This is a genomic window from Paenibacillus sp. J22R98 (genome assembly GCF_059383835.1).
The window spans coordinates 574,364-598,354 of sequence record NZ_JBXENW010000002.1; the positions used below are offsets into that span (position 1 = coordinate 574,364).

19 protein-coding genes are annotated in these 23,991 nt (G+C 46.0%); 17 read left to right on the forward strand and 2 right to left on the reverse strand.

The window, feature by feature from the left end; genetic code table 11:
• Nucleotides 1-56 precede the first annotated feature (56 nt).
• From AC50Y3_RS08035 to AC50Y3_RS08045, 3 genes are all read left to right on the forward strand, one after another.
• Nucleotides 57-632, forward strand: coding sequence for a class I SAM-dependent methyltransferase (locus AC50Y3_RS08035; RefSeq protein ID WP_494818254.1), 576 nt, complete (start codon nucleotides 57-59; stop codon nucleotides 630-632).
• 108 nt (nucleotides 633-740) lie between these two features.
• Nucleotides 741-977 carry a KTSC domain-containing protein gene (locus AC50Y3_RS08040; protein WP_494818255.1) on the forward strand — a complete coding sequence of 79 codons (237 nt, stop codon included), beginning with the start codon at nucleotides 741-743 and terminating at the stop codon, nucleotides 975-977.
• Between the two features lie 326 nt (nucleotides 978-1,303).
• Nucleotides 1,304-2,290 (forward strand): C40 family peptidase, encoded by a 987-nt coding sequence (locus AC50Y3_RS08045; RefSeq protein WP_494818256.1) that lies wholly within the window; start codon nucleotides 1,304-1,306, stop codon nucleotides 2,288-2,290.
• Nucleotides 2,291-2,386: 96 nt separating this feature from the next.
• On the opposite strand, the gene AC50Y3_RS08050 is transcribed toward AC50Y3_RS08045, so the two are convergent.
• Nucleotides 2,387-3,502, reverse strand: coding sequence for an MGDG synthase family glycosyltransferase (locus AC50Y3_RS08050; RefSeq protein ID WP_494818257.1), 1,116 nt, complete (start codon nucleotides 3,500-3,502; stop codon nucleotides 2,387-2,389).
• Nucleotides 3,503-3,690: 188 nt separating this feature from the next.
• On the opposite strand from AC50Y3_RS08050, the gene kapB reads away from it, so the two are divergent.
• The 4 genes from kapB to AC50Y3_RS08070 all read left to right on the forward strand — a co-directional run bounded on the left by kapB (nucleotide 3,691) and on the right by AC50Y3_RS08070 (nucleotide 7,627).
• On the forward strand, nucleotides 3,691-4,083 hold the full coding sequence (kapB, locus tag AC50Y3_RS08055) for a sporulation phosphorelay system protein KapB (protein ID WP_494818258.1): 393 nt from the start codon (nucleotides 3,691-3,693) through the stop codon (nucleotides 4,081-4,083).
• Nucleotides 4,084-4,198: 115 nt separating this feature from the next.
• Nucleotides 4,199-4,765, forward strand: a complete 567-nt coding sequence (gene pyrE / locus AC50Y3_RS08060) for an orotate phosphoribosyltransferase (RefSeq protein WP_494818259.1) — start codon at nucleotides 4,199-4,201, stop codon at nucleotides 4,763-4,765.
• 92 nt (nucleotides 4,766-4,857) lie between these two features.
• A complete protein-coding gene (locus tag AC50Y3_RS08065; RefSeq protein WP_494818260.1) occupies nucleotides 4,858-5,442 on the forward strand; it encodes a TetR/AcrR family transcriptional regulator in 585 nt (194 codons plus the stop codon).
• A gap of 169 nt (nucleotides 5,443-5,611) precedes the next feature.
• On the forward strand, nucleotides 5,612-7,627 hold the full coding sequence (locus AC50Y3_RS08070; RefSeq protein ID WP_494818261.1) for a YhgE/Pip family protein: 2,016 nt from the start codon (nucleotides 5,612-5,614) through the stop codon (nucleotides 7,625-7,627).
• A gap of 643 nt (nucleotides 7,628-8,270) precedes the next feature.
• Here AC50Y3_RS08070 and AC50Y3_RS08075 read toward each other — a convergent pair.
• A complete protein-coding gene (locus tag AC50Y3_RS08075; protein ID WP_494818262.1) occupies nucleotides 8,271-9,611 on the reverse strand; it encodes an SGNH/GDSL hydrolase family protein in 1,341 nt (446 codons plus the stop codon).
• A 321-nt stretch (nucleotides 9,612-9,932) separates the two neighbouring features.
• Here AC50Y3_RS08075 and gltB point away from each other — a divergent pair, with 321 nt between their 5' ends.
• The 10 genes from gltB to AC50Y3_RS08125 all read left to right on the forward strand — a co-directional run bounded on the left by gltB (nucleotide 9,933) and on the right by AC50Y3_RS08125 (nucleotide 23,991).
• The gene (gene gltB / locus AC50Y3_RS08080; protein WP_494818263.1) at nucleotides 9,933-14,537 is read left to right on the forward strand and encodes a glutamate synthase large subunit; all 4,605 of its coding nucleotides are present in this window, start codon (nucleotides 9,933-9,935) and stop codon (nucleotides 14,535-14,537) included.
• Nucleotides 14,538-14,936: 399 nt separating this feature from the next.
• A complete protein-coding gene (locus AC50Y3_RS08085) occupies nucleotides 14,937-15,074 on the forward strand; it encodes a hypothetical protein (RefSeq protein WP_494818264.1) in 138 nt (45 codons plus the stop codon).
• A gap of 518 nt (nucleotides 15,075-15,592) precedes the next feature.
• On the forward strand, nucleotides 15,593-16,345 hold the full coding sequence (locus AC50Y3_RS08090) for a YveK family protein (protein ID WP_494818265.1): 753 nt from the start codon (nucleotides 15,593-15,595) through the stop codon (nucleotides 16,343-16,345).
• Entirely contained in the window at nucleotides 16,326-17,018 is a 693-nt protein-coding gene (locus AC50Y3_RS08095) for a CpsD/CapB family tyrosine-protein kinase (protein ID WP_494818266.1), read from the forward strand. The genes AC50Y3_RS08090 and AC50Y3_RS08095 overlap by 20 nt, the downstream gene beginning before the upstream one ends.
• Before the next feature lie 252 nt (nucleotides 17,019-17,270).
• Nucleotides 17,271-18,182 carry a UTP--glucose-1-phosphate uridylyltransferase GalU gene (gene galU / locus AC50Y3_RS08100; protein ID WP_494818267.1) on the forward strand — a complete coding sequence of 304 codons (912 nt, stop codon included), beginning with the start codon at nucleotides 17,271-17,273 and terminating at the stop codon, nucleotides 18,180-18,182.
• On the forward strand, nucleotides 18,179-18,889 hold the full coding sequence (locus AC50Y3_RS08105; protein WP_494818268.1) for a sugar transferase: 711 nt from the start codon (nucleotides 18,179-18,181) through the stop codon (nucleotides 18,887-18,889). Before galU ends, AC50Y3_RS08105 begins: the two co-directional genes overlap by 4 nt.
• A gap of 22 nt (nucleotides 18,890-18,911) precedes the next feature.
• Complete coding sequence (locus AC50Y3_RS08110) at nucleotides 18,912-20,099, forward strand: glycosyltransferase family 4 protein (protein ID WP_494818269.1); 1,188 nt, start codon at nucleotides 18,912-18,914, stop codon at nucleotides 20,097-20,099.
• A gap of 27 nt (nucleotides 20,100-20,126) precedes the next feature.
• Entirely contained in the window at nucleotides 20,127-21,698 is a 1,572-nt protein-coding gene (murJ, locus tag AC50Y3_RS08115; RefSeq protein ID WP_494818270.1) for a murein biosynthesis integral membrane protein MurJ, read from the forward strand.
• A 3-nt stretch (nucleotides 21,699-21,701) separates the two neighbouring features.
• A complete protein-coding gene (locus tag AC50Y3_RS08120) occupies nucleotides 21,702-22,841 on the forward strand; it encodes a glycosyltransferase family 4 protein (RefSeq protein ID WP_494818271.1) in 1,140 nt (379 codons plus the stop codon).
• A gap of 4 nt (nucleotides 22,842-22,845) precedes the next feature.
• Nucleotides 22,846-23,991 (forward strand): glycosyltransferase family 4 protein, encoded by a 1,146-nt coding sequence (locus AC50Y3_RS08125; RefSeq protein ID WP_494818272.1) that lies wholly within the window; start codon nucleotides 22,846-22,848, stop codon nucleotides 23,989-23,991.

Sequence of the window (23,991 nt, forward strand, 5' to 3'; positions counted from 1 at the left end):
AGGACATGCTCATAAACTAAGAGGAGAACAGTCAGGTTGAAGGAGGTAGAAGAGAGGTGGCATACGAAACAACGGATCGGGATTTCAATGCATTGCTTCATCAAAAGCTTACGAAAAGGGACAGTTTGCTCGATATCGGGAGCGGACCTTGCGTACTGCTGGACACATTCCCGTATAACCATATTGTTGCGCTCGAGATTCATCGGCCCTATTTGGTTAACCGGGCGACGAATGCGAGTCATATTATTCCTTTAAATGCCGATGCCAGGGAGATCAATAAGCTGTTTGTGCCCAAGTCGTTCTCAGCGGTGTCGTTCATCGATTCCATCGAGCATTTCACCAAGCATGATGCCCATTTGCTCCTGCAGAAAGCGGAGGTGATTGCCAAGCACCATGTTATCCTCTATACGCCACGAGGCTTCTTCCCGCAGGAGTATGTAGATCACTTTGGGCTGAACGGCGAGAAATTCCAAACCCATCGCAGTGGCTGGGAACCGGCTGAACTGGAGCAGCTGGGCTATGAGGTCACGATTATGAAAGGGATGCATGATCAGCGTAATCCGGCATTTGTTCATGCATTTGGCTTGGAGCACACGCCTATTGATGCGCTGCTGGCCATTAAGTATTTGTGATAAATAATATTTTGCATGGATAACGATTCACTTTAGTGCTGTTATGGTTACAATTTGGATATATATAGTAATGTCCTTGCGATATCCTACACTTGGGAGGCGTTGGCTATGCTCGTACCCGTGGAATCCAAACAAATCGCATTCTGTTCGTATAATGAGGACGAGGCATCTTTGTATTTATACTACCATACAGGGGATGTGGCCATTTTCTCGTCGATCGGGAAGCTTGACTATCAGTCCGTCATCGATTCTCCAAACCGTTATGACACCCTCATGCTCATTATGAAGAAAAGCCAGAGCGAATCGGAGCTTCATGCATTTTTCCCTGAAATGGAAGGGATTTAGCAGTAAATTCATACGAAGGCCGCATTGGTAGTATTTACATTATTGCAGAAGGCACAGACAATACTAGTACTTTAGGCTTTCATATAGGACCGAAGCACTTCGATGCGAAAGGAAGTGTACGCATAGGAAGTGCGGGGGGTTCGCGCGAAGACATCTCTAAACAGGAGGTGTCTTTTTTGCGTGTATAGGTTCGTGCGCTAGTGCTATTCGACTAGTAAGCGGGATGACAAATGAGTCATGTGGACGATATATGCATTTTACGTAGTTCCGTACAATTGGCATTAGGGCAAAACGCCTACAGCAAGACCAACATAAGGAGGATCAAAATGAAAAAGTTTACAGCATCACTGCTTGTCCTGATTCTGACTGCTCTGCTTGTCATGCCAGCAGTGATGGGCGCCTCACCGGCTCCAGCACCTGTCGTCGGCGAAATTCAATCCAGTGTAAGTTTCCGCAGCGCACCGTCTACCTCTTCAACCGTCTACAAATATTTGAAGGCGGGCGATAACGTTGTCATCTTGGAGAAAACGAACGCGAGTTGGTACAAAGTACAAGATGTTTATGGCACGATCGCTTATGTCTCTTCTTCCGATAAATATATTGAAATCATCTATAACGCATCGATCGTTTCATCCGTTTCGTTCCGTAAATCTCCTTCCACAGATGGCACGCGTCTGCGCTATCTCAGCAAAGGTGAGTCTGTTCTGATCACAGGTCAACCGAACAGCGCTTGGTATGCAGTAACCGATTCGAATGGCGTTAAAGGTTATGTCAGCACAAGCAATCAATACATATCGACTGGTGCAAGCTTCTCGCTGCCTAGCGGCACGAATCCTGGTTCAGGCACAGGCGGCGGCACTACACCGAACGCACCGCAATTGATCGAGAACACAATCGCAGCCGGCATGAAATATTGGGGAACCCCTTATGAGTTCGGTTCCGACCGTGACACAACTACAACATTCGATTGCTCCGATTTCGTACGTACTGCATTCCGCGAAGGCGCTAATTTGACGCTTCCGGCGGATTCGCGTAAGCAAGGCGACTACGTGAAAGCGAAAGGCGCTACGAAATCAGATTGGCGTTCACTGAAACGCGGCGACCTAATGTTCTTCATGGAATACAAAGGCTCGAAAGCTTCCAACTATGCAGGTGTCAACAAAGCGACTGAAACGATTACACACGTAGGTATCTACCTGGGTAATGGCCAAATCCTGCATACGTATTCGACTGAATCCGGCGGCGTTCGCACAAGCGACATCGCAGGCGGACAGTGGGAGAATCGCTTCTTGTTTGGCGGAAGCGTGCTGTAATGGTATTGAAAAACCGGAAGGGTCTTAGGACCTTTCCGGTTTTTTTGTGGTTCGGGGAAGGGAGATGCGTCCTGAACAGCAGGCAGAAAAAAACCGTCACTGCAGGAACTGCAGGACGGCGCGGGAGCATTCCATCGGATTGTATTGTTGGTTGCGTTTGTTTATAAGATCCAGCCGGTGTTGTCCGGAGGTATAAGGCTCTTGAATAAGGCCGAACCATTTATCGATCGTTTCGGAGGAAATCAGCATCTCGCCAAAACCGCTCGCGACGAAGTATTCGCAGTTCACTTCTTCTTGTCCCGGAATCGGTTCGTAGAACAGCATCGGGATGCTTTTGCTCAAGCCTTCTGTACATGTCATGCCGCCGGGCTTTGTAATCAGCAGGTCGGAGACGTCCATCAGCTTGTTAATTTCTTTGGTAAACCCGAGCACCTTGATGTTCGGATGTTGAAAATTAGGGTCAGCGAGCATTCGCTCACGTGCCTTCTCGTTGTTGCCGACACAATAGATCAACTGAATCTTATCGCGCCAACGGGTCATGTAGCTAAGCAAATCATCGCTGTACATAATCCCCCAACCGCCGCCCATAATAAGGACGGTTGGCAATGGTTTCAAATCAAACTGCGCCTGCAGCTCCGATTTGTCATGCGTTTGCCAGAAGTTCGGATGTACCGGGATACCGGTAACCTCGATTCGCCCAGGCGAGATGCCGCGGTCGGTCAGCTTGTTTTTAACTTCATTGGTAGACACAAGATATTTGGTCACCTCGGAGCTTGTCCAAGTGCCATGCGCATCGTAATCGGTAATGAGCGTATAGAGCGGGACTTGCAGCCCAAGTCTCTTCAGCCGTGAAACGACTGCATTAGGAACAGGGTGCGTGCATACGATCAAATCCGGCTTTAACTGGGCGATGACCTGCGATGTATGCGTATAGAAAATACGATGCAGCGCCAGCTGCGCGAATCGGTTAAGTGATTTTTTATATTGTCTGCGGTATAGCTTTCCGAGCAGTTTCGGTTGTTTAGTCACTGTTTTGCGATATGCGGATACAATCAGCGGGCCGATGACCGGGTTCAGAAAATTGCCCAGCTCAATGACGCGAGTCTGAATTGTAGAATCAAGTGAACGAAGACCGACCGCAAGGGCATAAGCCGCTTGGGTATGTCCGGAACCGAACCCTTCGGATAGGAGCAATACTCTTTTTTTTCGCACATTCTCACCTGCTTCTTCTACCGGTTCAGGAATCCCTAAGAACTCTCTTTCTCATATTACGCTGTTTTCCCTTTGAAGCACAAGATTGGAATTAAGACTTGCGTATGATTGCATCCTTATTTTATGCTAAAAATTAGGCGGTTCGCGGTAGTGGCGAATACTATGGACAAGAATGGAGTGGTTGTAAAATGCAGCAAAAAGAAAAATTTATTCCGGAACAAGGCTCTATCGTAACGTTTACCTATAAATCGGGCGATTATGCAGGGGAAGTAATGGAAACAGGCGGACCACGCGCATTGATTAAAGTGCTGGCGGTATTGAAGCACCCGGAGCAAGGCGATTTGCACAATCCCTATAATCCCGACGTGCCGATGTTTCATGAACGCAGAGCGCTGAGCTACACCGAGAAAACGAACGTACCTTACGGCGATATCAGCGGACTTTACCCGGGAGAAGTGCCATCGTATAAAGAGTCGCTTACACGAGCCGTTGCCGCCGAGATCGAAGCAATCGACCGTTTGAAGCGTTGGGCCGAGAGAGGTCTTGAGCAGCTGAAGCAGTTGGAGAAAGAGTATAAGTAGGTTGGACGAGTAGGGAAGCTTGGTCAACTGAGGAACGAGGAAGACAAGAGCAGCTGAGGCAGCACATTACAGCAGCTAATGGGTATGAAACAGGTTCGTTGGAGGGGGATGCGTTATGAATAGGAACGAATTGGCGAAGGGGATTTACAACAGCTCGCATTTGTCGGGAAGCTTTACGCTGCGTTCCGGTCAAGTTTCGGAGACGTATTTTGACAAGTATTTATTTGAAGCGAACCCTCGATTGCTTGGCGCCATTGCCTGCGAGCTGGCCTTATGTATTCCGATTGGTATCGATGTGCTTGCGGGTCTGGAGATGGGCGGCATCCCCGTTGCAACGGCGCTTTCGCTGGAAACGAATATCCCTGCGGCTTTCGTGCGGAAGCAGGCGAAGAGCTATGGGACATGCAAGCTTGCTGAAGGTGCGGAAGTACGCGGCCAGAAGGTGTGCATTGTGGAGGATGTCGTTACGACCGGCGGACAGATTCTGCTAAGCGTTGCAGAGCTGCGCGCAGCAGGCGCGATTGTTGAAGACGTCTTATGTGTCATCGAACGACACCCGGATGGCCGCAAGAAGCTCGAGGAAGCGGGACTGAAGCTGCATGCTTTGTTTACGATCGAGGAGCTGGAGGCTGCTGGCAGTAAGGACGATGTTGCGGTTACGGGTGAGGTTTGGAGTGATTGATATTGGGCGGTTGACTGAATGACTATATTGCGTTTTTGGTCAGTCGGTGCTATTATGACTAATATCATGTTGAAGAAGGAGGCTGCAGCGTAATGGAACAGAAGAAACCGGTCGATCGCAGAATGCAAATTGTTGAGGCGGCGGGAAAATCGTTTGCCATGTTTGGTTATAAGGCGACGACGATGGAGCTTGTTTCCAAAATCGCTGCAGTCGGCAAAGGAACGATTTATACGTTTTTTGCGACGAAGGAAGACCTCTTTAATGAAATCATCGGGCAGCTGGCTGCCGAGCTTCGCAGCTTGGCAGAGCGCACGATTGACCGCAAGCGGAATTTCTTCGATAATTTGGCTGCTGTCCTGCACGAGCTGCTGCTGTTTCGCGAGAAGCATGAGCTCATCGTGAAGCTGTCGCAGGAAATTCGCGATTTGGGTACGCCAATGGCGAAGGATGGAGTCGCAAGGCTCGAACAGGCTATTCATGCTTTTATTCAGCATGAGGTTGAGCTTGCCATTGAAAAGAATGAGCTGCGTGGCGTTGATCCGGCGCTGACTGCTTTTGTCATGCTGAAGCTCTATGTTGCAATCGGCGTCGAGTGGAGCAGAACTCTCCAGCTGACGCGGGAAGAGCTTGCGGCTTATTTTACAAGCTTGCTGCGTGAGGGTGTTGGCGTGAAGTAGGCGAGGCTAAGTTAGGGAGTGGCGGGAAGTTTATAGACCTGCTGTGTGAGGATTAGTTCCGGGGGCATCGGCTAGTTGGGGATGGACTAGTCCTTTTTTTTGAAATGAATTGACCAAAATACCAAAACGGTCATTTATTCATTGAAGTGTAAATGGAGGGAAAAACGCTATGCGAGGTTTATCATTGTTTGGCAGGGAGTTTAGCCGGATTGTCCGCAGTCCGAAGCTTCTTATCCCGATTGTGGGTGTGTTGTTTATTCCGATTATGTACAGCGGGATGTTGATTGGATCGTTTTGGGACCCTTACGGGAAGCTCAGCGAGCTGCCGGTGGCGGTTGTGAATGAGGATGCCGGCGCACAGTTTGAAGGAAAACCATTGGCGGTTGGGCAGGATTTGGTAAAAGAATTAAAGGCCAACAAAGAATTTGATTGGGCTTTTGTGAGCCGAGCTGCAGCTGAGGAAGGGGTTCAAGACGGTGATTACTATTATGTGATTGAAATTCCCGAGTCCTTCTCCAAGCAAGCCACTACGCTGCTCGATGAGAAACCGCAGCCTGCGGCCATCCGTTATGTATCCAACGATAGCGGCAACTACTTAGCGGCCAAAATCGGGCAAGCCGCAATCGAGAAACTCCAAACCGAAATTTCGCGGCAGGTGACGAAAGCTTATGCGGAGGCGGTATTCGACAGCATCGGCGATGCGTCAGACGGCATTGTAAAAGCGAGCGAAGGTGCAGGCAAGCTGAGCGACGGCGCTTCGAATGCGGAGGAAGGCGCCAAGCTGCTTCGCGATAATGTTGCGAAGCTGGCTTCCGGCTCGGAGCAGCTCGCCGGAGGCGTCAAGGCGCTTGGCAGCGGCGCCGGTCAATTGGCGGCTGGCACGGCTGCGGTTCGCGACGGCTCGGCGGCGCTCGCAGCCGGGCTCGGCAAGCTCGAGGCCGCCGGCGCGCAGCTCGGCGGCGGAGCTAAGCAAGCAGCCGAGGCCGGTGCGAAGCTGGCCGATGGGCTTGCCTCGGCGGAGCAAGGCGGTGCGCAGCTCGCCGGCGCAGCCGCGAAGCTGTCGGCGGCGCTTGAGGCGTACGCCGCCGCAGCTTCGCCGGATGCAGCGCAGGATCCCGCGCTGCAGGAGCTTCTCGGCGCAGCCCGCGCGGTATCCGCGGGCGCAGCCGAGCTCTCTGGCGGCAGCGCGAAGCTTGCCGCCGGCGGCGCGCAGCTGCAGCAGGGCCAGCTGCAGCTGCAGCAAGGGCTAGCGGCGCTGCACGCGCAGCTCGCAGCCGCGCAGCAAGGCGGCGCGAAGCTCGCCGCCGGCGCCGAGAGCGCCGCGGCCGGTGCCGCGAAGCTGGCGGATGGCGCAGCCGCCGCAGGCCGCGGTGCGGCCGAGCTTGCCGGGGGCTCCGGCAAGCTGGCTAGCGGCTCCGCCGCACTTGCGAGCGGTGCAGAGCAGCTCGCGGGCGGCACGGCCGAGCTGTCAGGCAAGCTCGGCGATGCCGCGAAGCAAACCGGGGGCATCACCGGAACCGATGCCCTGTACGACATGTTCGCGAATCCTGTCCATGTCGATGAGCAAAAACTGACCGACGTGCCGAACTACGGTACGGGCTTCACGCCGTACTTCTTGTCACTGGGTCTGTTTGTAGGCGCTTTGCTCTCCACGATGGTCCTGCCGATGCGCGAAACAGGGCTGAAGCCACGCTCCGGCTGGAGCTGGTTCGTCAGCAAAGTATTGCTCTTTATCGTAGTTGGCATTGTGCAAGCATTGATTGCAGATGCGATTCTGCTCTACGGAATCGGCCTCGAGGTTAAACACTTAGGCGCATTCATTGGCATGTCGATGCTGGCGAGTGTTACTTTCATGATGATTGTCCAGTTCCTTGTAACATTGCTCGATCAGCCTGGACGCTTCGTCTCCGTCATACTGCTCATTCTTCAATTGACGGGCAGCGCAGGGACGTATCCAGCTGAGCTTGTCCCATCATGGCTGCAGCATATCAGCGCATGGCTGCCGATGACATACACGATCAGCGCATTCCGTGAAATCGTGACAGGAAACGAATTGCTGACCGTAGGAAGCAAAGCGCTGCATACCGCAAGCTTCGCAGTCGTATTCGCAGCACTTTCACTAATCGTCTTCCTCATGCTGCATCGCAAAGCAAAAAGCGATACAGCAGAAACAGCAACTGTGTAGCTCCCAGAGCAACACAGCATCATATAATCATGGAATACGGCCAATGAGTAGCCCCCAGGGCACCACATTAGCCGAAATCCGCTGAATTTAGAGAAAGAGTAGCTCCCAGAGCTACTCTTTTCTTCAACTAAAGAGGTACCAGCTACCTCACATTGGTAAATCAACGTCTAAAATGACAAAAGAGCGGTACTGGTTACTCTACAGCGTTTGCCAAGTGTACGTCAGGAGATCCACATCGAGCAATTCCCAGCTTTCCTCCAAAGAAGCTCTCCAGGAGATCCACATGGAACGAATCCCGATCAGTTACTCCAAAGAAGCTCACCAGGAGATCCACATGGAGCGAATCCCGATCAGTTACTCCAAAGTAGCTCACGAGTAGATTCTCATGGAGCTAATCTCCATCATGTCCCCCAAAAGAAGCTCACCAGGAGATCCACATGGAGCGAATCCCGATGAGTTACTCCTAAAAAGCTCACCACCAGATCCCAATTGAGCAACTCCCCGAGCTGCCGATCCAGCCCTCGGCCAACCGGCCGATCCGCCAATCTCCAACCAGCGGCGAGACCGCAAAACGCCGCAACACAACAAAAAAAGCAGGAATTCACCACCCAGGTGAATTCATGCTTTTCAATTGCTTTCCAAATTAAGACTGAATAAACACAGTCGTGATCGGCTTGCGATAAACAACCTGGTAACCAAGACCTTTGGACAATGCCGCGAGCGGGAGGTAGGTCACCGAGGTGCTGCCGGACTGCTGCAGGTAGGCCCGTGTCTCAAGCGGTACGGTTTGGCCGTTCACTTTCATCGTATCGGCGCCAATGGTGAAGGCTACGACTTTGTCACCTGACTTAATCGTAGCGGTGCGTGTATTACCGTCCCAGGCGAGTGTTGCGTTTAATGCTGTTGTGACATCTCGCATCGGGAGGAACGTCGTGTTATTTTTCAAAACCGGCTTATTGCCGCCCTTCAACGATTTTCCGTTTACGATAACGCGAAGCGGTGTATCGGCTGCCAGCGCTTCAGGGTCGCGATAGTCGCGCCAGATCCCTTTGGCAAAAGCTCTTCCGATGACATCGTAACCGGATTGCTTCGGATGAATGTCACCTTTGAGGATGGAGGTATAGCTGAGCTCTTTGCCGCGGAACGGTGCCGACACATCGACGGTTCGCACATCGTAGCCTTCTTGCGTCAGCTTAGAGGCAATTGCCTCGGTTTGTGTTTTCAGCTTCGCCACGCCATCGGTTAATACCGCATATTGTTCTTGCGTAATGGTTTGATTAATCGTGGAAGGCTTCGGCGCAGGCAAGTACTGGTCGGCAAAAACAAGCGTAGCTTTCGGGTTCATTTTGAGAATCGTACGAAGCGATGCTTCTAATGAAGGATAATAACTATCCAATAAGGCATCCAACCGAGTTTGCAGTGCGGAAGCACTGATCTTCTCATCATTTAAGATGTCGTTAAAAATCGGTGTAAAATCATTGCCGCCGATCGTGAGTACGATCAGGTTCGCTTTCTTTAGATCCTCACCAAGCTGCGCGCTCTTCGCGACGGTGGCCTCAGCAAGCGGATAAGTCGATAAATTCGGCTGCAGCTGATCTGCCGTAATACGTGTTCCCGCAGCAGCTGCTTCCAGCAGTTTTTGCAATCCGGGCGATTTTAAACCAAGAATCCCGTAATTTTGCAGCTCGGCGCGGCCATGATAAAGCGCCTGCTCGTACAGGCGATCGACATAACCATAGGGAACGGAATTCTCCGTCATGCCCAGCTCATAACCGAGCGTCAATGAATCGCCAACTCCGACAATGCGAAGCGGTTGGTTAGCCTCGGCTTTCGGATCGGTGATCGCTGAAACCGCCATAATAGGAGTGGAATATGATGATCCTGCAAAAGCCCAAGCAGCGCCGCTTCCGACAACTCCAACTAACATAGCAGCAGCCGTGAACGTAATTGTCCATTTTGGCAATTTCCTAAAATTACTATACATATTCACCACATCCTTTTGCATAATTATGCGTTCTATTTGGTGGTATCAATTTTCAGTTAATTTTTTGAATTGCTGCTGTGTCGTGGTAAAGAACACTTATCACAATTATAAAAATATTAAATTGATATCGTAATGCACTGGTGTTAAAATAATATAATAACTTTTTTCAATGGATGCATTATTGGAACGCAACCTTTTTATTGAACTGCGTGTACACCTTCATTTTAAGCGATATCGCTTTCGAAATGAAGCCGGATTCCATGAATAAGAATCCATTCCATCCGTTTATTTAAAAATTTCTCATAGAAAGGTTGCATCCAAGTGAAAGAGAACCGTTTAGGATTGCCGCCGAAGCAAGGTCTATACGATCCGCAATTTGAGAAAGACGCCTGCGGAATGGGCTTTGTGGCTAACATCAAGGGAATTAAATCACACACAATTATTCAGCAGGCGCTGACGGTGCTCGAGAACATGGAGCATCGCGGCGGTCAAGGCAGCGAGCCTAACACAGGAGACGGAGCAGGGATACTTTTGCAAATCCCACATGGCTTCTTCTCTCGTGAACTCAGAGAGCTCGGTGTCGAACTGCCGGCAAGCGGCGAATATGCCGTAGGTATGCTGTTCCTGTCGCAAGACGAGAACATTCGCGTGAACCATGAGCGTGAGCTCGAAGCCATTATCCGTGAGGAAGGCCAGACGCTGCTTGGCTGGCGTACCGTTCCTACGAATGATGAGAAGCTGGGCCACTCGGCGAAATCGGTTAAACCGTATGTTCGTCAAGTGTTCATTGGCCGTAGTAGTGAGCTTCAAGATGAGCTGGCTTTCGAACGCAAAATCTATGTCATTCGCAAGCGCGCGGAAATCGCTATTCGCTACTCCGGCGCAGAAGGCGCAGACAGCTTCTACTTCTCCAGCATGTCCAGCAAGAAAATCGTGTACAAAGGGATGCTCACAACAGAGCAGGTTCGCTCGTTCTATGTTGAGCTTAACGACGAAGCGATGGAAACAGCTATCGCGCTTGTTCACTCCCGTTTCTCCACGAACACGTTCCCAAGCTGGGAGCGCGCGCATCCATACCGCTATCTGATTCATAACGGCGAGATCAACACGCTTCGCGGTAACGTGAACTGGATGCATGCTCGTCAAACGATGGTTGCTTCGGAGCTGTTCGGCGACGATTTGGACAAAATCAAACCGATTATCAATCCGGACGGATCGGATACGGCGATGTTCGACAACACGCTTGAATTCCTTTACCTTTCCGGTCGCTCCTTGCCGCACGCGGCGATGATGATGGTTCCTGAACCTTGGTCCAACCATGAAGGCATGAGTGATGAGAAGAAAGCCTTCTACGAATACCACAGTTGTCTGATGGAGCCGTGGGACGGCCCGGCAGCAATGGCATTTACGGATGGAACGCAAATCGGTGCCATTCTTGACCGAAATGGTCTTCGTCCTGCCCGTTATTATGTAACGAAGGATGACGTTATCATTCTTGGCTCCGAAGCCGGAACGGTTCCGGTCGATCCTGAGAATATTCTATATAAAGACCGTCTTCGCCCAGGCCGTATGCTGCTTGTCGATACCAAAGAAGGCCGCATCGTATCGGATGAAGAGGTTAAAGCTCAAATCGCAGCGGAGAACCCGTACCGCGAGTGGCTTGATGAACACCTTATCGGTCTTGATGAGCTTCCTGATGCTCCTGAGCTTCCGGAACCGGATCATGAAACCGTTGAGAAGCGTCAACAAGCATTCGGCTACACGTTCGAAGATCTGCGCAAAGTACTTGAGCCAATGGCGGGCAGCGGCGTAGAGCCGATTGCTTCCATGGGTTATGATGCGCCGCTTGCGATTCTGTCCGAGCGTCCGCAGCGTTTGTTCAATTACTTTAAACAAATGTTCGCGCAAGTTACGAATCCGCCGATCGATGCGATTCGCGAAGAAATTATTACAGCTACCGGCACAACACTGGGTCCAGAGCGCAACTTGCTCAATGCCGAGCCTGAAAGCTGCCGTCATATTAAATTAGCTTCACCGGTATTGTCGAACGAAGAGTTCGCGAAGCTGCGCCATGTGCGCCGTCCGGGTTTCAAATCCATTACGCTGCCGACGCTGTTTAATGCAGCGGAAGGAGAAGCTGGCCTGCGTTTTGCGATTAAGCAAATGTGCGAAGCGGCTGACCGCGTAATTGGCAAAGGCCATAATATTCTTATTCTGTCTGACCGCGGCGTAGACCGTGAGAATGCGGCAATCCCGTCGCTGCTCGCTGTTTCGTCTCTGCATCACCATTTGATCCGTGAAGGTACGCGTACGAGAGTCAGCATTTTGCTGGAATCCGGCGAGCCGCGCGAAGTGCATCACTTTGCCTTGCTGCTCGGTTATGGCGTTAGTGCCGTCAATCCATACCTTGCATTTGAAACGCTCGACGATATGATTCGTCAAGGGCTGCTCAGAGGCGTAACGCACGAGAAAGCCGTGAAAAACTTCATTAAAGCAGCTACGAAGGGCGTCGTTAAGATTCTATCCAAAATGGGTATCTCGACGATCCAATCGTACCGCGGCGCGCAAATTTTTGAAGCTGTCGGCTTGAAGGAAGAGCTCGTTGATGAGTACTTCACTTGGACGACTACACGTATCGGCGGTATCGGTCTTGACGTTATCGCAGATGAGACGCTGAAGCATCATAACCGTGCTTTCGCAGAGCAAGAAGGCCGCGTGAAAGAGCTTGATTCCGGCGGCGAATACCAATGGCGTAAAGACGGCGAAGATCACTTGTTCAGCCCGCAGACGATTCATACGCTGCAAATGGCTTCCCGTTCCAATGACTATAAACTCTACAAGAAGTTCTCCGCGCTTGTGCAAGGCGAAGACAAGAAACATCTGACACTGCGTTCGTTGCTTGATTTCAACTACGATGCTGCTCCGGTTTCCATTGATGAAGTGGAATCCGTTGAATCCATCGTGAAACGCTTCAAGACCGGCGCGATGTCCTATGGCTCGATCAGTAAAGAAGCGCATGAAGCATTAGCTATTGCGATGAACCGCATCGGCGGCAGATCCAATACAGGTGAGGGCGGCGAAGATCCGGCACGTTACATTCCGGATGCTAACGGCGATTCCCGCCGCAGTGCGATCAAGCAAGTGGCTTCCGGACGTTTTGGCGTAACGAGCAACTACTTGATTAATGCCGATGAAATTCAAATTAAAATGGCGCAAGGCGCGAAGCCGGGTGAAGGCGGCCAGCTTCCGGGACGCAAGGTTTATCCTTGGGTTGCTGAAGTTCGCGGTTCCACACCGGGCGTAGGACTAATCTCCCCGCCTCCGCATCACGATATTTATTCCATTGAGGATCTGGCTGAACTTATCCATGATTTGAAGAACGCCAACCCTCGTGCTCGTATCAACGTGAAGCTCGTGTCCGAAGCAGGCGTAGGAACGATTGCTGCCGGCGTTGCCAAAGGCCGCGCAGACGTTATCCTCGTCAGCGGTTACGATGGCGGAACAGGCGCTTCGCCGCTTGCATCGATCCGTCATGCAGGTATGCCGTGGGAGCTTGGACTTGCTGAAACGCATCAAACGCTGATGATCAATAACCTGCGTGACCGCGTAGTTGTTGAGACAGACGGCAAAATCATGAACGGCCGCGATCTCGCGATTGCAGCGCTTCTCGGCGCCGAAGAATACGGCTTCTCGACTGCACCGCTTGTCGTACTTGGCTGCATCATGATGCGTGTCTGCCAATTGGATACTTGTCCGGTTGGTGTAGCTACGCAAAACCCTGAGCTTCGTGCGAAGTTCATGGGCGATCCTAGCCACGTAGCGAACTACATGCTGTTCGTTGCACAAGAGCTGCGCGAGATTATGGCAGAGCTTGGCTTCCGCACGATTCAAGAAATGGTCGGCCGTGTAGATCGTTTGCAAACGAAGGATCTTATTGAGCACTACAAGCTCAAAGGCATCGACCTTAGACCGCTTCTGCATCAGATGGAAGTTCCGCAGGACTCGGCACGCTACTGCACGCAGGAGCAGGATCATAAACTCCATGAATCACTGGATATGCAGCAATTGCTGCCGCTCGCATTGCCTGCGATCGAAACCGGTGAACAAGTTCGCGCGACACTGCCGATCACGAACATCAACCGCGTAGTTGGTACGATCGTTGGTAGTGAAGTAACTCGTCGTTACGGTGCGAAGGGATTGCCTGAAGATACGATTTCGTTCCACTTTGTCGGCTCCGCCGGTCAAAGCTTCGGCGCATTCGTACCGAAAGGCATCACGCTTTCCTTGGAAGGCGACTCCAATGACTATGTCGGCAAAGGACTTTCCGGCGGTAAAGTAATTGTAGCTCCATCCAAGAAAGCAACGTTTAAGGCGGAAGAGAATGTCATTATCGGCAACACGGCTTTCTACGGCGCGACTAACGGTGAAGCTTACATCCGCGGTATCGCGGGCGAGCGCTTCGCAGTTCGTAACTCCGGCGTGAAGGTTGTCGTTGAAGGTGTTGGCGACCACGGCTGTGAGTACATGACAGGCGGCCGCGTCGTCATTCTCGGAGGCACAGGCCGTAACTTCGCAGCCGGTATGTCCGGCGGCGTCGCTTATGTCCTTGATGAAGCAGGCGACTTCTACAAGCACTGTAACATCGAGATGGTTCTACTGGAGCGCGTTGAGGATTCGCGTGATTCCGAGGAGCTGCAAGGCATGATCCAGCGCCATGTGGATTACACCGGCAGTGCGATCGGCGATCGTTTGCTCTCCGATTGGGAGACATCCAAGACGAAATTTGTCAAAATCATCCCGAAAGACTACAAACGGATGCTGGAGCAAATTGAGAAGATGGAGCAAACCGGCCTTGCCGGCGACGAAGCCCTTCTCGCTGCATTTGAAGCCAACATGAAAGAGCTTGCTCGCGTAGGCGGAAATTAATCGCTTAGACCAAAGACCGATAACGGGGAAATCCGTTATCGGTCTTTTTTTGTTGCTCCATTATTATGTCCACATGCTAAACTACAAACAGAGAGTGACCAGCCAAGCCATATCATTATGGATTCTAGTAAACGTTTTCGAAATGTTAATAATGCTGCCACCAGTTGGGCGAAATTACCATTAAACGACAAAATAACATATTAAATGTGAAAATAGGCCCAGTCATTTCGACATCCTTTTTGATAGCGATTGTTTATAATGAATGCAGACAAGTAAAACAGTTCAGAGAGAGATTATACTAAGGGAGCGGTTATTTTGAATGGAGTGATTGGCGAGAGAGCCTATGTTCGGCTAGAAAGCGTAAGGTTCATTATAAATAGAGGGAGTAGGAGCCTGGGTATGAAAAAAATTGAAGATCAGCACAAAGAAGCACAGACACCGCCAGCCGTAATAGAGCTCGATGTCCGCACCATAATGGAGCAGCTTGGAATTGATCTTGCGAAATGGCCTTCAGACTTACCCCCAATTCAACAATAGAGTTATCTATATAAGCCACAGTCGCTTGCGACTGTGGCTTTATTTATTTTTGTAAACGCTATTTCAACACTGACTTCATGCTCGCCGAAAACAATGAAACGACAAAATCCTCCCGATTGTCCCCGGTATCATACTACGACCATCTGCGCATATCCTACTTCCTATAAAATTCAAATCCCAAGATTATACAAATCCCTTACAAATACATTTCATAAGTAAAATACTTCCAATAAAGGTGTGAGTATTGAAAAAATCTTATTGACACGATACGTACCGTATCGTAAAGTAAGGCTATTGAAAGTTACAAAACGTATCATACTAAATACCCAAGATTGAATGTATTAAACCCGATTGGCTTTCTTTCCTGCTAATAGTCTTAAAAGATTTAAAGGAATTCTGTTAGTGAATAAAGATATTAGTCAATTAGTCCCTGTCGAACAATCGAAGGATTGTGGGCCAAATCGGCTAGTAATTGGCACCAAGCAAATATGTAAAATATTTCAATTGGAGGAGACAACTTGGAACTAAAACAGTACTGGGCGATTATTAGAAGGAATATTTGGATGATCTTACTATTGATCATTATCAGTGGAACAACGACCGGCCTTTATTCCTATTACGTGATGGATAAGAAATACGAAGCCTCTACGAAACTGATCGTGAACCAGAATATTGAAGAAGCCACGCTAAACAAGATTATGGACCTCAGTACAATCAACTCCAACATCCAACTGGTTAAAACCTACAAAGAAATTATTAAGACTCCGCGAATTATGAGCAAGGTTGTTGTGCAATTCCCCGCTATTAAGCTAACCGAGAAAGAGCTGATCAATAAGATTAGCGTTACTTCCGTAAATGATACGCAAGTGATGTCAGTTACTGCTACTGACTTGTCTTACAAAAAAGCGGCGGAAATCGTCAATGCGGTTGCCCAGGTTTTCCAGAAAGAAATCCCCACCCTTATGAAGGTAGATAATGTAAATATTCTAAACGAAGCCGATCCGAACGAGAATCCCGAACCGGTATCACCAAAGCCAAGCTTGAACATCGCAATTAGCATCATCCTATCGCTCATGATCGGACTTGGACTGGCCTTCTTAATCGACTACTTGGATGATACGGTGAAATCGGAAACGGATGTCGCTGACGTGCTTGGCATGTCTACATTAACGCTAATACCGCGAATGAAAGCAGCCGACAAAGCATCACTAAGGAAGAAACAAGCCAAAGTCACAATACGAGGTGAGAATAATGCCACGCTCGACGCATGAGTATCAATTAATTACGGAGAGTAATCCGAAGTCCCCGATCTCCGAGGCGTACAAAATTCTTCGTACCAATATTGAATTCTCGAATGTGGATGCGAAGCTGCAAACAATCATGGTGACATCCAGCAAGATGAGTGAAGGGAAGAGTACGACATCCTCAAATCTGGCCGTTACTTACGCGCAATCGAACAAAAAGGTGCTGCTCATCGATGCGGACTTAAGGAAGCCAACGCAGCATCATATTTTCAGGCTCTCGAATCGGTTTGGACTGACTTCCTTGTTAAGTCATCAGAACGAGCTAGAGGATGTTCTTCTACCTACAACTATTACGAACCTAAAGGTTCTTCCTTCCGGACCAATACCACCCAATCCTTCCGAAATGCTGGAATCTAAGCGTATGGGAGTACTGATGGAGGAATTGAAGCAGCAATTTGACATTATCATTATCGACACACCTCCTGTCCTCGCAGTAACCGATGCACAAATTGTCGCTGCACAATGCGATGGGGTCATCCTAGTTATCGATTCAGGGAAGGTCAAGAAGGAAGCAGCACTGAAAGCGAAAGCAAGTCTAGAAGTCGTGAAGGCAAGAATGCTGGGAGTCGTCTTAAATAACATCAACCGTAACAGCGCAGAAGGATATTACAACTATTACTACTACGGCGATCGAAAATAACTAGGGTTCTAAAGGTAATGTCTCCTGCACCTTTATCACTGGAGGCACTCGGTCATGCTGTGGGTTAGCTGCCTTAGACGTAAATCGTCAAGGGTGTGACGCGAGGATGGGTTCAATGCCCAATCTTGGACCAAGAGTCCAAGCTATGTCTTCTTACGGATGAAGATCTAGTAGGAGGACGCAGCTTGCACTTTTGACACCTGGATAAGAGAGAACAAAGGAAGATAGATTATCGAGGGATAGGTGATTGAGATGAGAAAAGTAACGAAAGCCATCATTCCGGCTGCCGGACTTGGAACACGATTCCTACCGGCAACCAAAGCGATGCCGAAAGAAATGCTTCCGATCGTAGATAAACCTACCATCCAGTACATAGTTGAGGAAGCGATTCAATCCGGTATTCAAGACATCATTATTGTAACCGGGAAGGGTAAGCGAGCTATTGAGGATCACTTTGATATTGCTTTTGAACTCGAACATACCCTCTTTGAGAAGGGCAAGCTTGAGATTCTCAAAGAAGTTCAGAAATCATCGAATATCAACATCCATTACATTCGTCAGAAGGAAGCCAAAGGGCTCGGACATGCTGTCTGGTGCGCCAGAAATTTTATCGGTGACGAACCATTTGCGGTATTGCTAGGTGACGATATCGTTCAAGCGGAAGTTCCGTGTACGAAACAGCTGATAGAGCAATATGAAAGGACAGAATGTCCGGTAATTGGCGTCCAAAAGGTTCCTTTCAGTGAAACGAGCCGATATGGGATTGTAGAGTCAATGGAATCGTCGTATGGACGATTAAGACAAGTGAGTAGGCTGGTCGAGAAGCCAGCGATTGGTCAGTCTCCCTCAAACCTAGCCATAATGGGTAGATATATTTTAACTCCTAATATTTTTAAACAATTAGAAGAACAAACAATTGGTACTGGAGGAGAAATTCAATTAACTGACGCGATTCAAAAAGTGAATATGTTTAATAATGTGTTTGCTTACGAATTTGAAGGTACACGTTACGATGTAGGTGAGAAACTGGGTTTTATCTTAACCACGATAGAATTTGCTTTAAGAAACAATGATTTGAGAACTCCCCTCCATGCTGCACTTGCACAAATTATGGAGAAATATAGATCAGACCAACTCGTTCGTTCAAGGAGCGAGATCATATGAGTGCAGACACTAATACAAGTTTTCAACTCGATAAAGAGGTAATTAATAAAGGCGGGCTAAGACATACTGATAAATCAAAGTCCATTAATGACATTATGTATGCGAGTACTAAGAGGATGATTGATATTATTGGATCAGCAATGGGTATTGTATTATTTTTGCCGGTGATTATAATAATTGTTTTTTTAATGAAAATAAAAGAACCTTCCGCAGGTGTTTTCTTTAAACAAATTAGAATTGGAAAAAATTATAAATTATTCAAAATTATTAAGTTTCGTTCCATGGTTATAAATGCTGAGGAGAAATTGAAGGCTGACCCACTGTTATACAAGAAATATATTGATAACAACTATAAACTGGAACAGAATGAAGATCCTAGAATTACAAAGCTAGGTTACTTTTTAAGAAAAAGCAGTCTGGATGAGATCCCCCAATTGATCAATGTGCTCAAAGGGGAGATGAGTCTGGTAGGGCCGCGACCAATTGTTAATGAGGAACTTCAAGAATACGGTAATAAGGCAACTGACTTTCTTGCGGTTAAGCCTGGATTAACTGGATACTGGCAGATATCAGGAAGAAGTGATGTGGGTTATCCGGAGCGTGTGGATTTAGAAATGTACTACATTTACAATCATTCTCTTTTATTGGATTTCTCTATACTGATTAAAACGGTAGGGATTGTACTTTTAAAAAGAGGTGCATATTAGAAAACTTAAAGTGAGGTATTATATGAAAATTGCCATCATACATGATTGGTTGGTTACATATGCGGGCTCAGAAAGGGTTTTGGAGGAATTAGTTAAAATTTATCCTGATGCTGATATTTATTCTATAGTCGATTATCTACCAGAAAATCAGAGGAAATTCCTCCAGGGCAAAAAGATCACAACTTCATTTATACAAAAACTACCTTTAAGCAGAAGTCAGTATAGATCCTACTTGCCTCTTATGCCACTTGCTGTTGAACAATTTGATCTCTCCAAATATGACTTAATAATATCAAGCACACATGCAGTTGCTAAAGGAGTATTGACTGGTCCAAATCAAATTCATGTTTCATATACCCACTCACCAATTCGTTATGCTTGGGATTTACAACATCAGTATCTTAAGGAATCTAATCTACAGTCCGGAATGAAGAGTTGGATTGTCAAATGGATGCTCGGAAATCTTAGAAAATGGGATTATCGAACCGCTAATGGAGTGGATTATTTTATCGCTAACTCTGAGTTTATTGCGAAGCGGATTTGGAAGATCTATCGGCGTGAAGCAACAGTTATCTATCCTCCTGTGGACATTCAGTTATTTGAAATGAAGGAAGAGAAAGAAAATTTTTATCTTACTGCCTCTCGAATGGTGCCTTATAAGAAGATTGATTTAATTGTCGAGGCATTTTCAAGAATGCCTGAAAAGCGATTAGTTGTTATTGGTGAGGGTCCGGATTTCAATAAGGTGAGGAGTAAGGCGGGGTCGAATGTATCCTTAATTGGTTATCAATCAGTTGAAGTTTTAAAAGATCATATGCAACGAGCAAAGGCCTTCGTTTTTGCAGCCGAAGAGGATTTTGGAATTACATCTGTAGAAGCCCAAGCTTGTGGAACCCCCGTGATTGCATATGGAAAAGGTGGAAGTTTGGAGACGATAAGAGATCTTAATTATGAGAAGCCTACTGGTGTACTTTTTGCGGAACAAAGTATTGATTCAATTATTGAAGCAATTAATCGATTTGAATCGAATTATTCCGCATTCGCTGCTAGGGACTGCAGAATTAATGCTTTACGATTTTCTAAAGGTAACTTTCATACAAAGTTTGTTCAGCAAATTGAGGAAATATTAAAGGCCAGTCAGGTTGAAGCTAATAAAGTAGAAGAGCGTCTAGAGGTTGTAGTCACTTCAAGTTATCTTAACAGCCAATAAATTAGCTTGAGGAGGTACAACTAAGGGGTGGATAAAACTTCTATAAAGAAGAACACAATTATAGTAATGTTGTTGACACTATTTAGTTCTATATTAGGTTTCGGTAGAGAATCATACATTGCATATGCATTTGGATCTACAAAATTAACGGATGCATACTATGTTGCATTTGTCGTTCCGGATATTATTGCTGGTTGGATTGGATATTCTTTAACGAATGCATTGATTCCTGTCTTGAAAAAAGAATATGGAACTTCAGAGCAACTGGGTAAACAAATAATTAATAATACCTTTTATATTGTAGTATTTGGGTCAGTGATTCTTACAATATCATCCTACTTATTAGGAGATCAAATAATCAGTGTATTAGCACCGACATTCGAGTCAGGTCAACATGAAGCTGCGGTAAAACTTCTGAAGATTATGGTGATTGCAATTTGCTTTTCCGCATTATCTGGTTTTTTTGGAGGAATAAATAATAGTTTTGAAAGTTACTCCTTTCCAGCACTAGTAGGTATTTTTTTTAATTTATTTTTTTTCATAGTTCTAGTAACACTTAAACAAACGCTTGGATATGAAGCATTAGCATACGGATTTATATCAGGTGTTATTGGCAGATTTCTTATTCAATTTATTCCGTTAATCATTCGGAAACAACTCCCACTAAAATTTAATAGCAGGTGGCATCCGAAAGTACCTAGAATTTTGTTTGCAATGTTACCTATATTTTTTAGTCAGGCAGTATCTCAAATTAATCAAATTGTTGATAGAATACTGGCTTCTGGATTACCGGAAGGACAAGTGAGTAATTTGAATTATGCATCAAAACTTGGCTTGTTGCCTATTGGTCTTATTGGAAGTTCTATTGCAGTAACCGCATACACAAGATTTGTAAAATATAACAACGAGCAAAAATTTCCCCAGTTAGAATGCTTACTGAATAAAGCTTTAACATGGATCGTGCTATCTGGTTTTGTTATTGGGGGAGGATTTGTTTTTTTTAGTAAATCACTGGTTTCTATTTTTTATTATCATGGTGCGTTCAGTCTTAATGATTTAAATCTAACATCAAGTATTCTGATAATTTATGGTGTGTTTTCGTTCTTTTACATGATGCTTCCATTAATTTCTCAATATTACTTTGCTCAAAAAGGTGGGAAATATCTTCTTATCTCATCTTCAGTTGCAGTCACTTTTAATATTGTTTGTGGGTATTTTTTAGTTCACATTTATGGAGCTCGAGGTCTTGCTGCTGCTAGTGGTTGCGCGCAATTAATCAATGTAAGTATTCTCTATGTTATGGCAATAAGGAAAATGAATTCGAAAGTACTAACAAATATTAAAAAAATCACTATAGCGATACTTCCTTATGGTTTTATAGCCGTCTTTTCTTTTTCCTTTATTTCAATGATTTGGAATTTACCTGCTATGCAAGATAAGATATTACTTCTAGTTCGTGGTAGTACAGCTCTTTTTTTGGCTATCTCAATCATAATTCTTTATATGTTTCTTACCAAGAAAAGCGAAATTAGTGAAGTTGTACTTAACTCATTAAGGGGTATATCGCGAAATAAGATGCAAGTAAGGAAGAAGGTGTGAAAAATGATTTCAAACATAAAAAGAGACAGAACGAAGAAATTGGTTATTTTAAGAGGGAGTTCCCAATATGTAAGCCCCAATAGTTATAATGTCCAAGAGATTGGGTTGGGAAAAGTCTTGGCTAATAAAAGTTGGGACGTGACGATACTTTCATCTGGTCCCAAAGAAGTGACTATGGAGTATGGAAGTCGTCTAAGGTGGATCGAGCTTACTCGCAGAGGCGGAAGATACGGATGGCTTGAGTCTAGTTTTTCAATAATAAATAGTAGTGATGCCGATATCATACAAATTCAAGATTTGACAAATTTATCTACATTAATTGGCCATATATCCTCGATAAGAAGAAAGATACCCTTAGTACTCTCGTTAGGTGAATACGAACCTAAAAGTAGAATTAAAAGCTGGGTTAACAATATATTTTCATTAAGTATAAAAAATAACATTAAAGGTGTGCTGTGTAAAACAATTAGTGCACGAGATTATGCAAACTCACTGAATTTTCCACAGATACATTATGCACCGATAGGTATAGATCGTACTGCATATAATACGGATGTGAATCTAGATGATGAAATAATGTTAAAAGTAAAGAAGATGCAAGAATCCGGAATGAAAATATTATGTCATATTGGAAGAGTGGATAAAGAAGATAACATAGATTTTATTTTCGCCGTACTTGATGCACTGGGCGATGATTACGGTCTGATATTAGTAGGAGAACCAAGGCAATATGCACATAAACACGAAAAGTTTAGTCGTCTATCCAAACGGATCATTATGACAGGTCAGATAAACAATCGTTTTATTGGGAGCGTACTTTCATTATCAGATCTATACATAGCTTGTTCTAATTATGAGATATTCGGTATGTCTGCTGCCGAGAGTATATTTTTTGGATGCCCGGTTATTGGTTATGCAACCGGCGGAATCAAGGAAATTGTACTCGATATGAAAAACGGAATATTAATGAGCAACCGGCTTCCAATGGAATGGGTCAGAAAGATACGCTTCATATTCAATTCGGAGCTAATAACACATCTCCAGATCGGTTGTAGAGAGACTGGGAGTGATTTGACTTGGGACCATAGAGTTGATAAATATGAAAAAGTTTATCGTGATGTGTTGAATGCAATAGGGAGATGATCTTGTGGCACTAAAAGTCATGTTTATTAATCAATCATCCAGGTTTGGAGGAGCTGAAAAGGTTTTATTCGAATATTTAAACAATATTGATCATGATAGAATAACTCCTATCTTAGTAGCTCCCCATGGAGATTTATCTATTTCGCTTCAAGAAAATGGAATTAAATGGATAGAGGTTAATGAGTTTAATGGCATGGAAACAACTAGAGGAGTACTAAAGATAAAAGATATATATTCAACATTTAAATTATTGAAACGAATACGTCAATTGATAAAAGTGATTAATCCAGACATCATTTTCACAAACTCAGTAAAAGCACATGTAATTGTTAATAGTTTTAGAAAAAAAATTCCAACATTTTTAAGGCTACATGACTATCCTCAATCTTTTCAAGGGATGTCGAGCAGATTAATGAATAATGCGGTTAAAAATGCAAAACATATTAGTTGTGTTTCAAAGAGTGTTGCCGATGAAGTGAAAAGCATTCTAGAGAACCAAAATCAGAAAGTTAGCTCGACATATAACGGTTTTCCAAAAAAAAGAGTTAATGATACGACGAATAAATTGCAAAACCATAATGGCAAAAAACAAATAGTTATTGCTGGTTGGATCTTAGAATGGAAAGGCTTTGACATATTTGTAGATGCTATTAATTTAATTGCCGATCAGATTCCTGCCTGGGGTTTTGTTATAGCTGGAGCCGTCGCTAAAGACGCTGTTGGTAGTTATGAGTATATGCAGAGATTAACAGAGAAAGTGAAAAAATCTCCATATTCAGATAGATTTATACTCCACGGGGGTTATACAGCTTTAAGCGAAGTTCTATGCTGTGCTGAGCATTGTATATTCATTCAACCATCTATAAAACCGGACCCTTTACCGACGGTTTTATTTGAAGCTGCATCCTTAGGAATCCCAATTATTTCATCCAAGCTCGGTGGTAGTACTGAAATCTTAATTGATTCAGTGTCTGGGTATCTTGTTTCTCCGAAACCAGAAGAAATTGCCGATAGGATATTATCGCTTGCTAACAACATGGATTTAAGAATGAGTTATGGCTATAAAGCAAAGAAGGATGTTGAAGAACACTTTACAATAGATAGATATGTAAATGATTTAACTGAGATTATGGAAAGATTGGTGAAATAG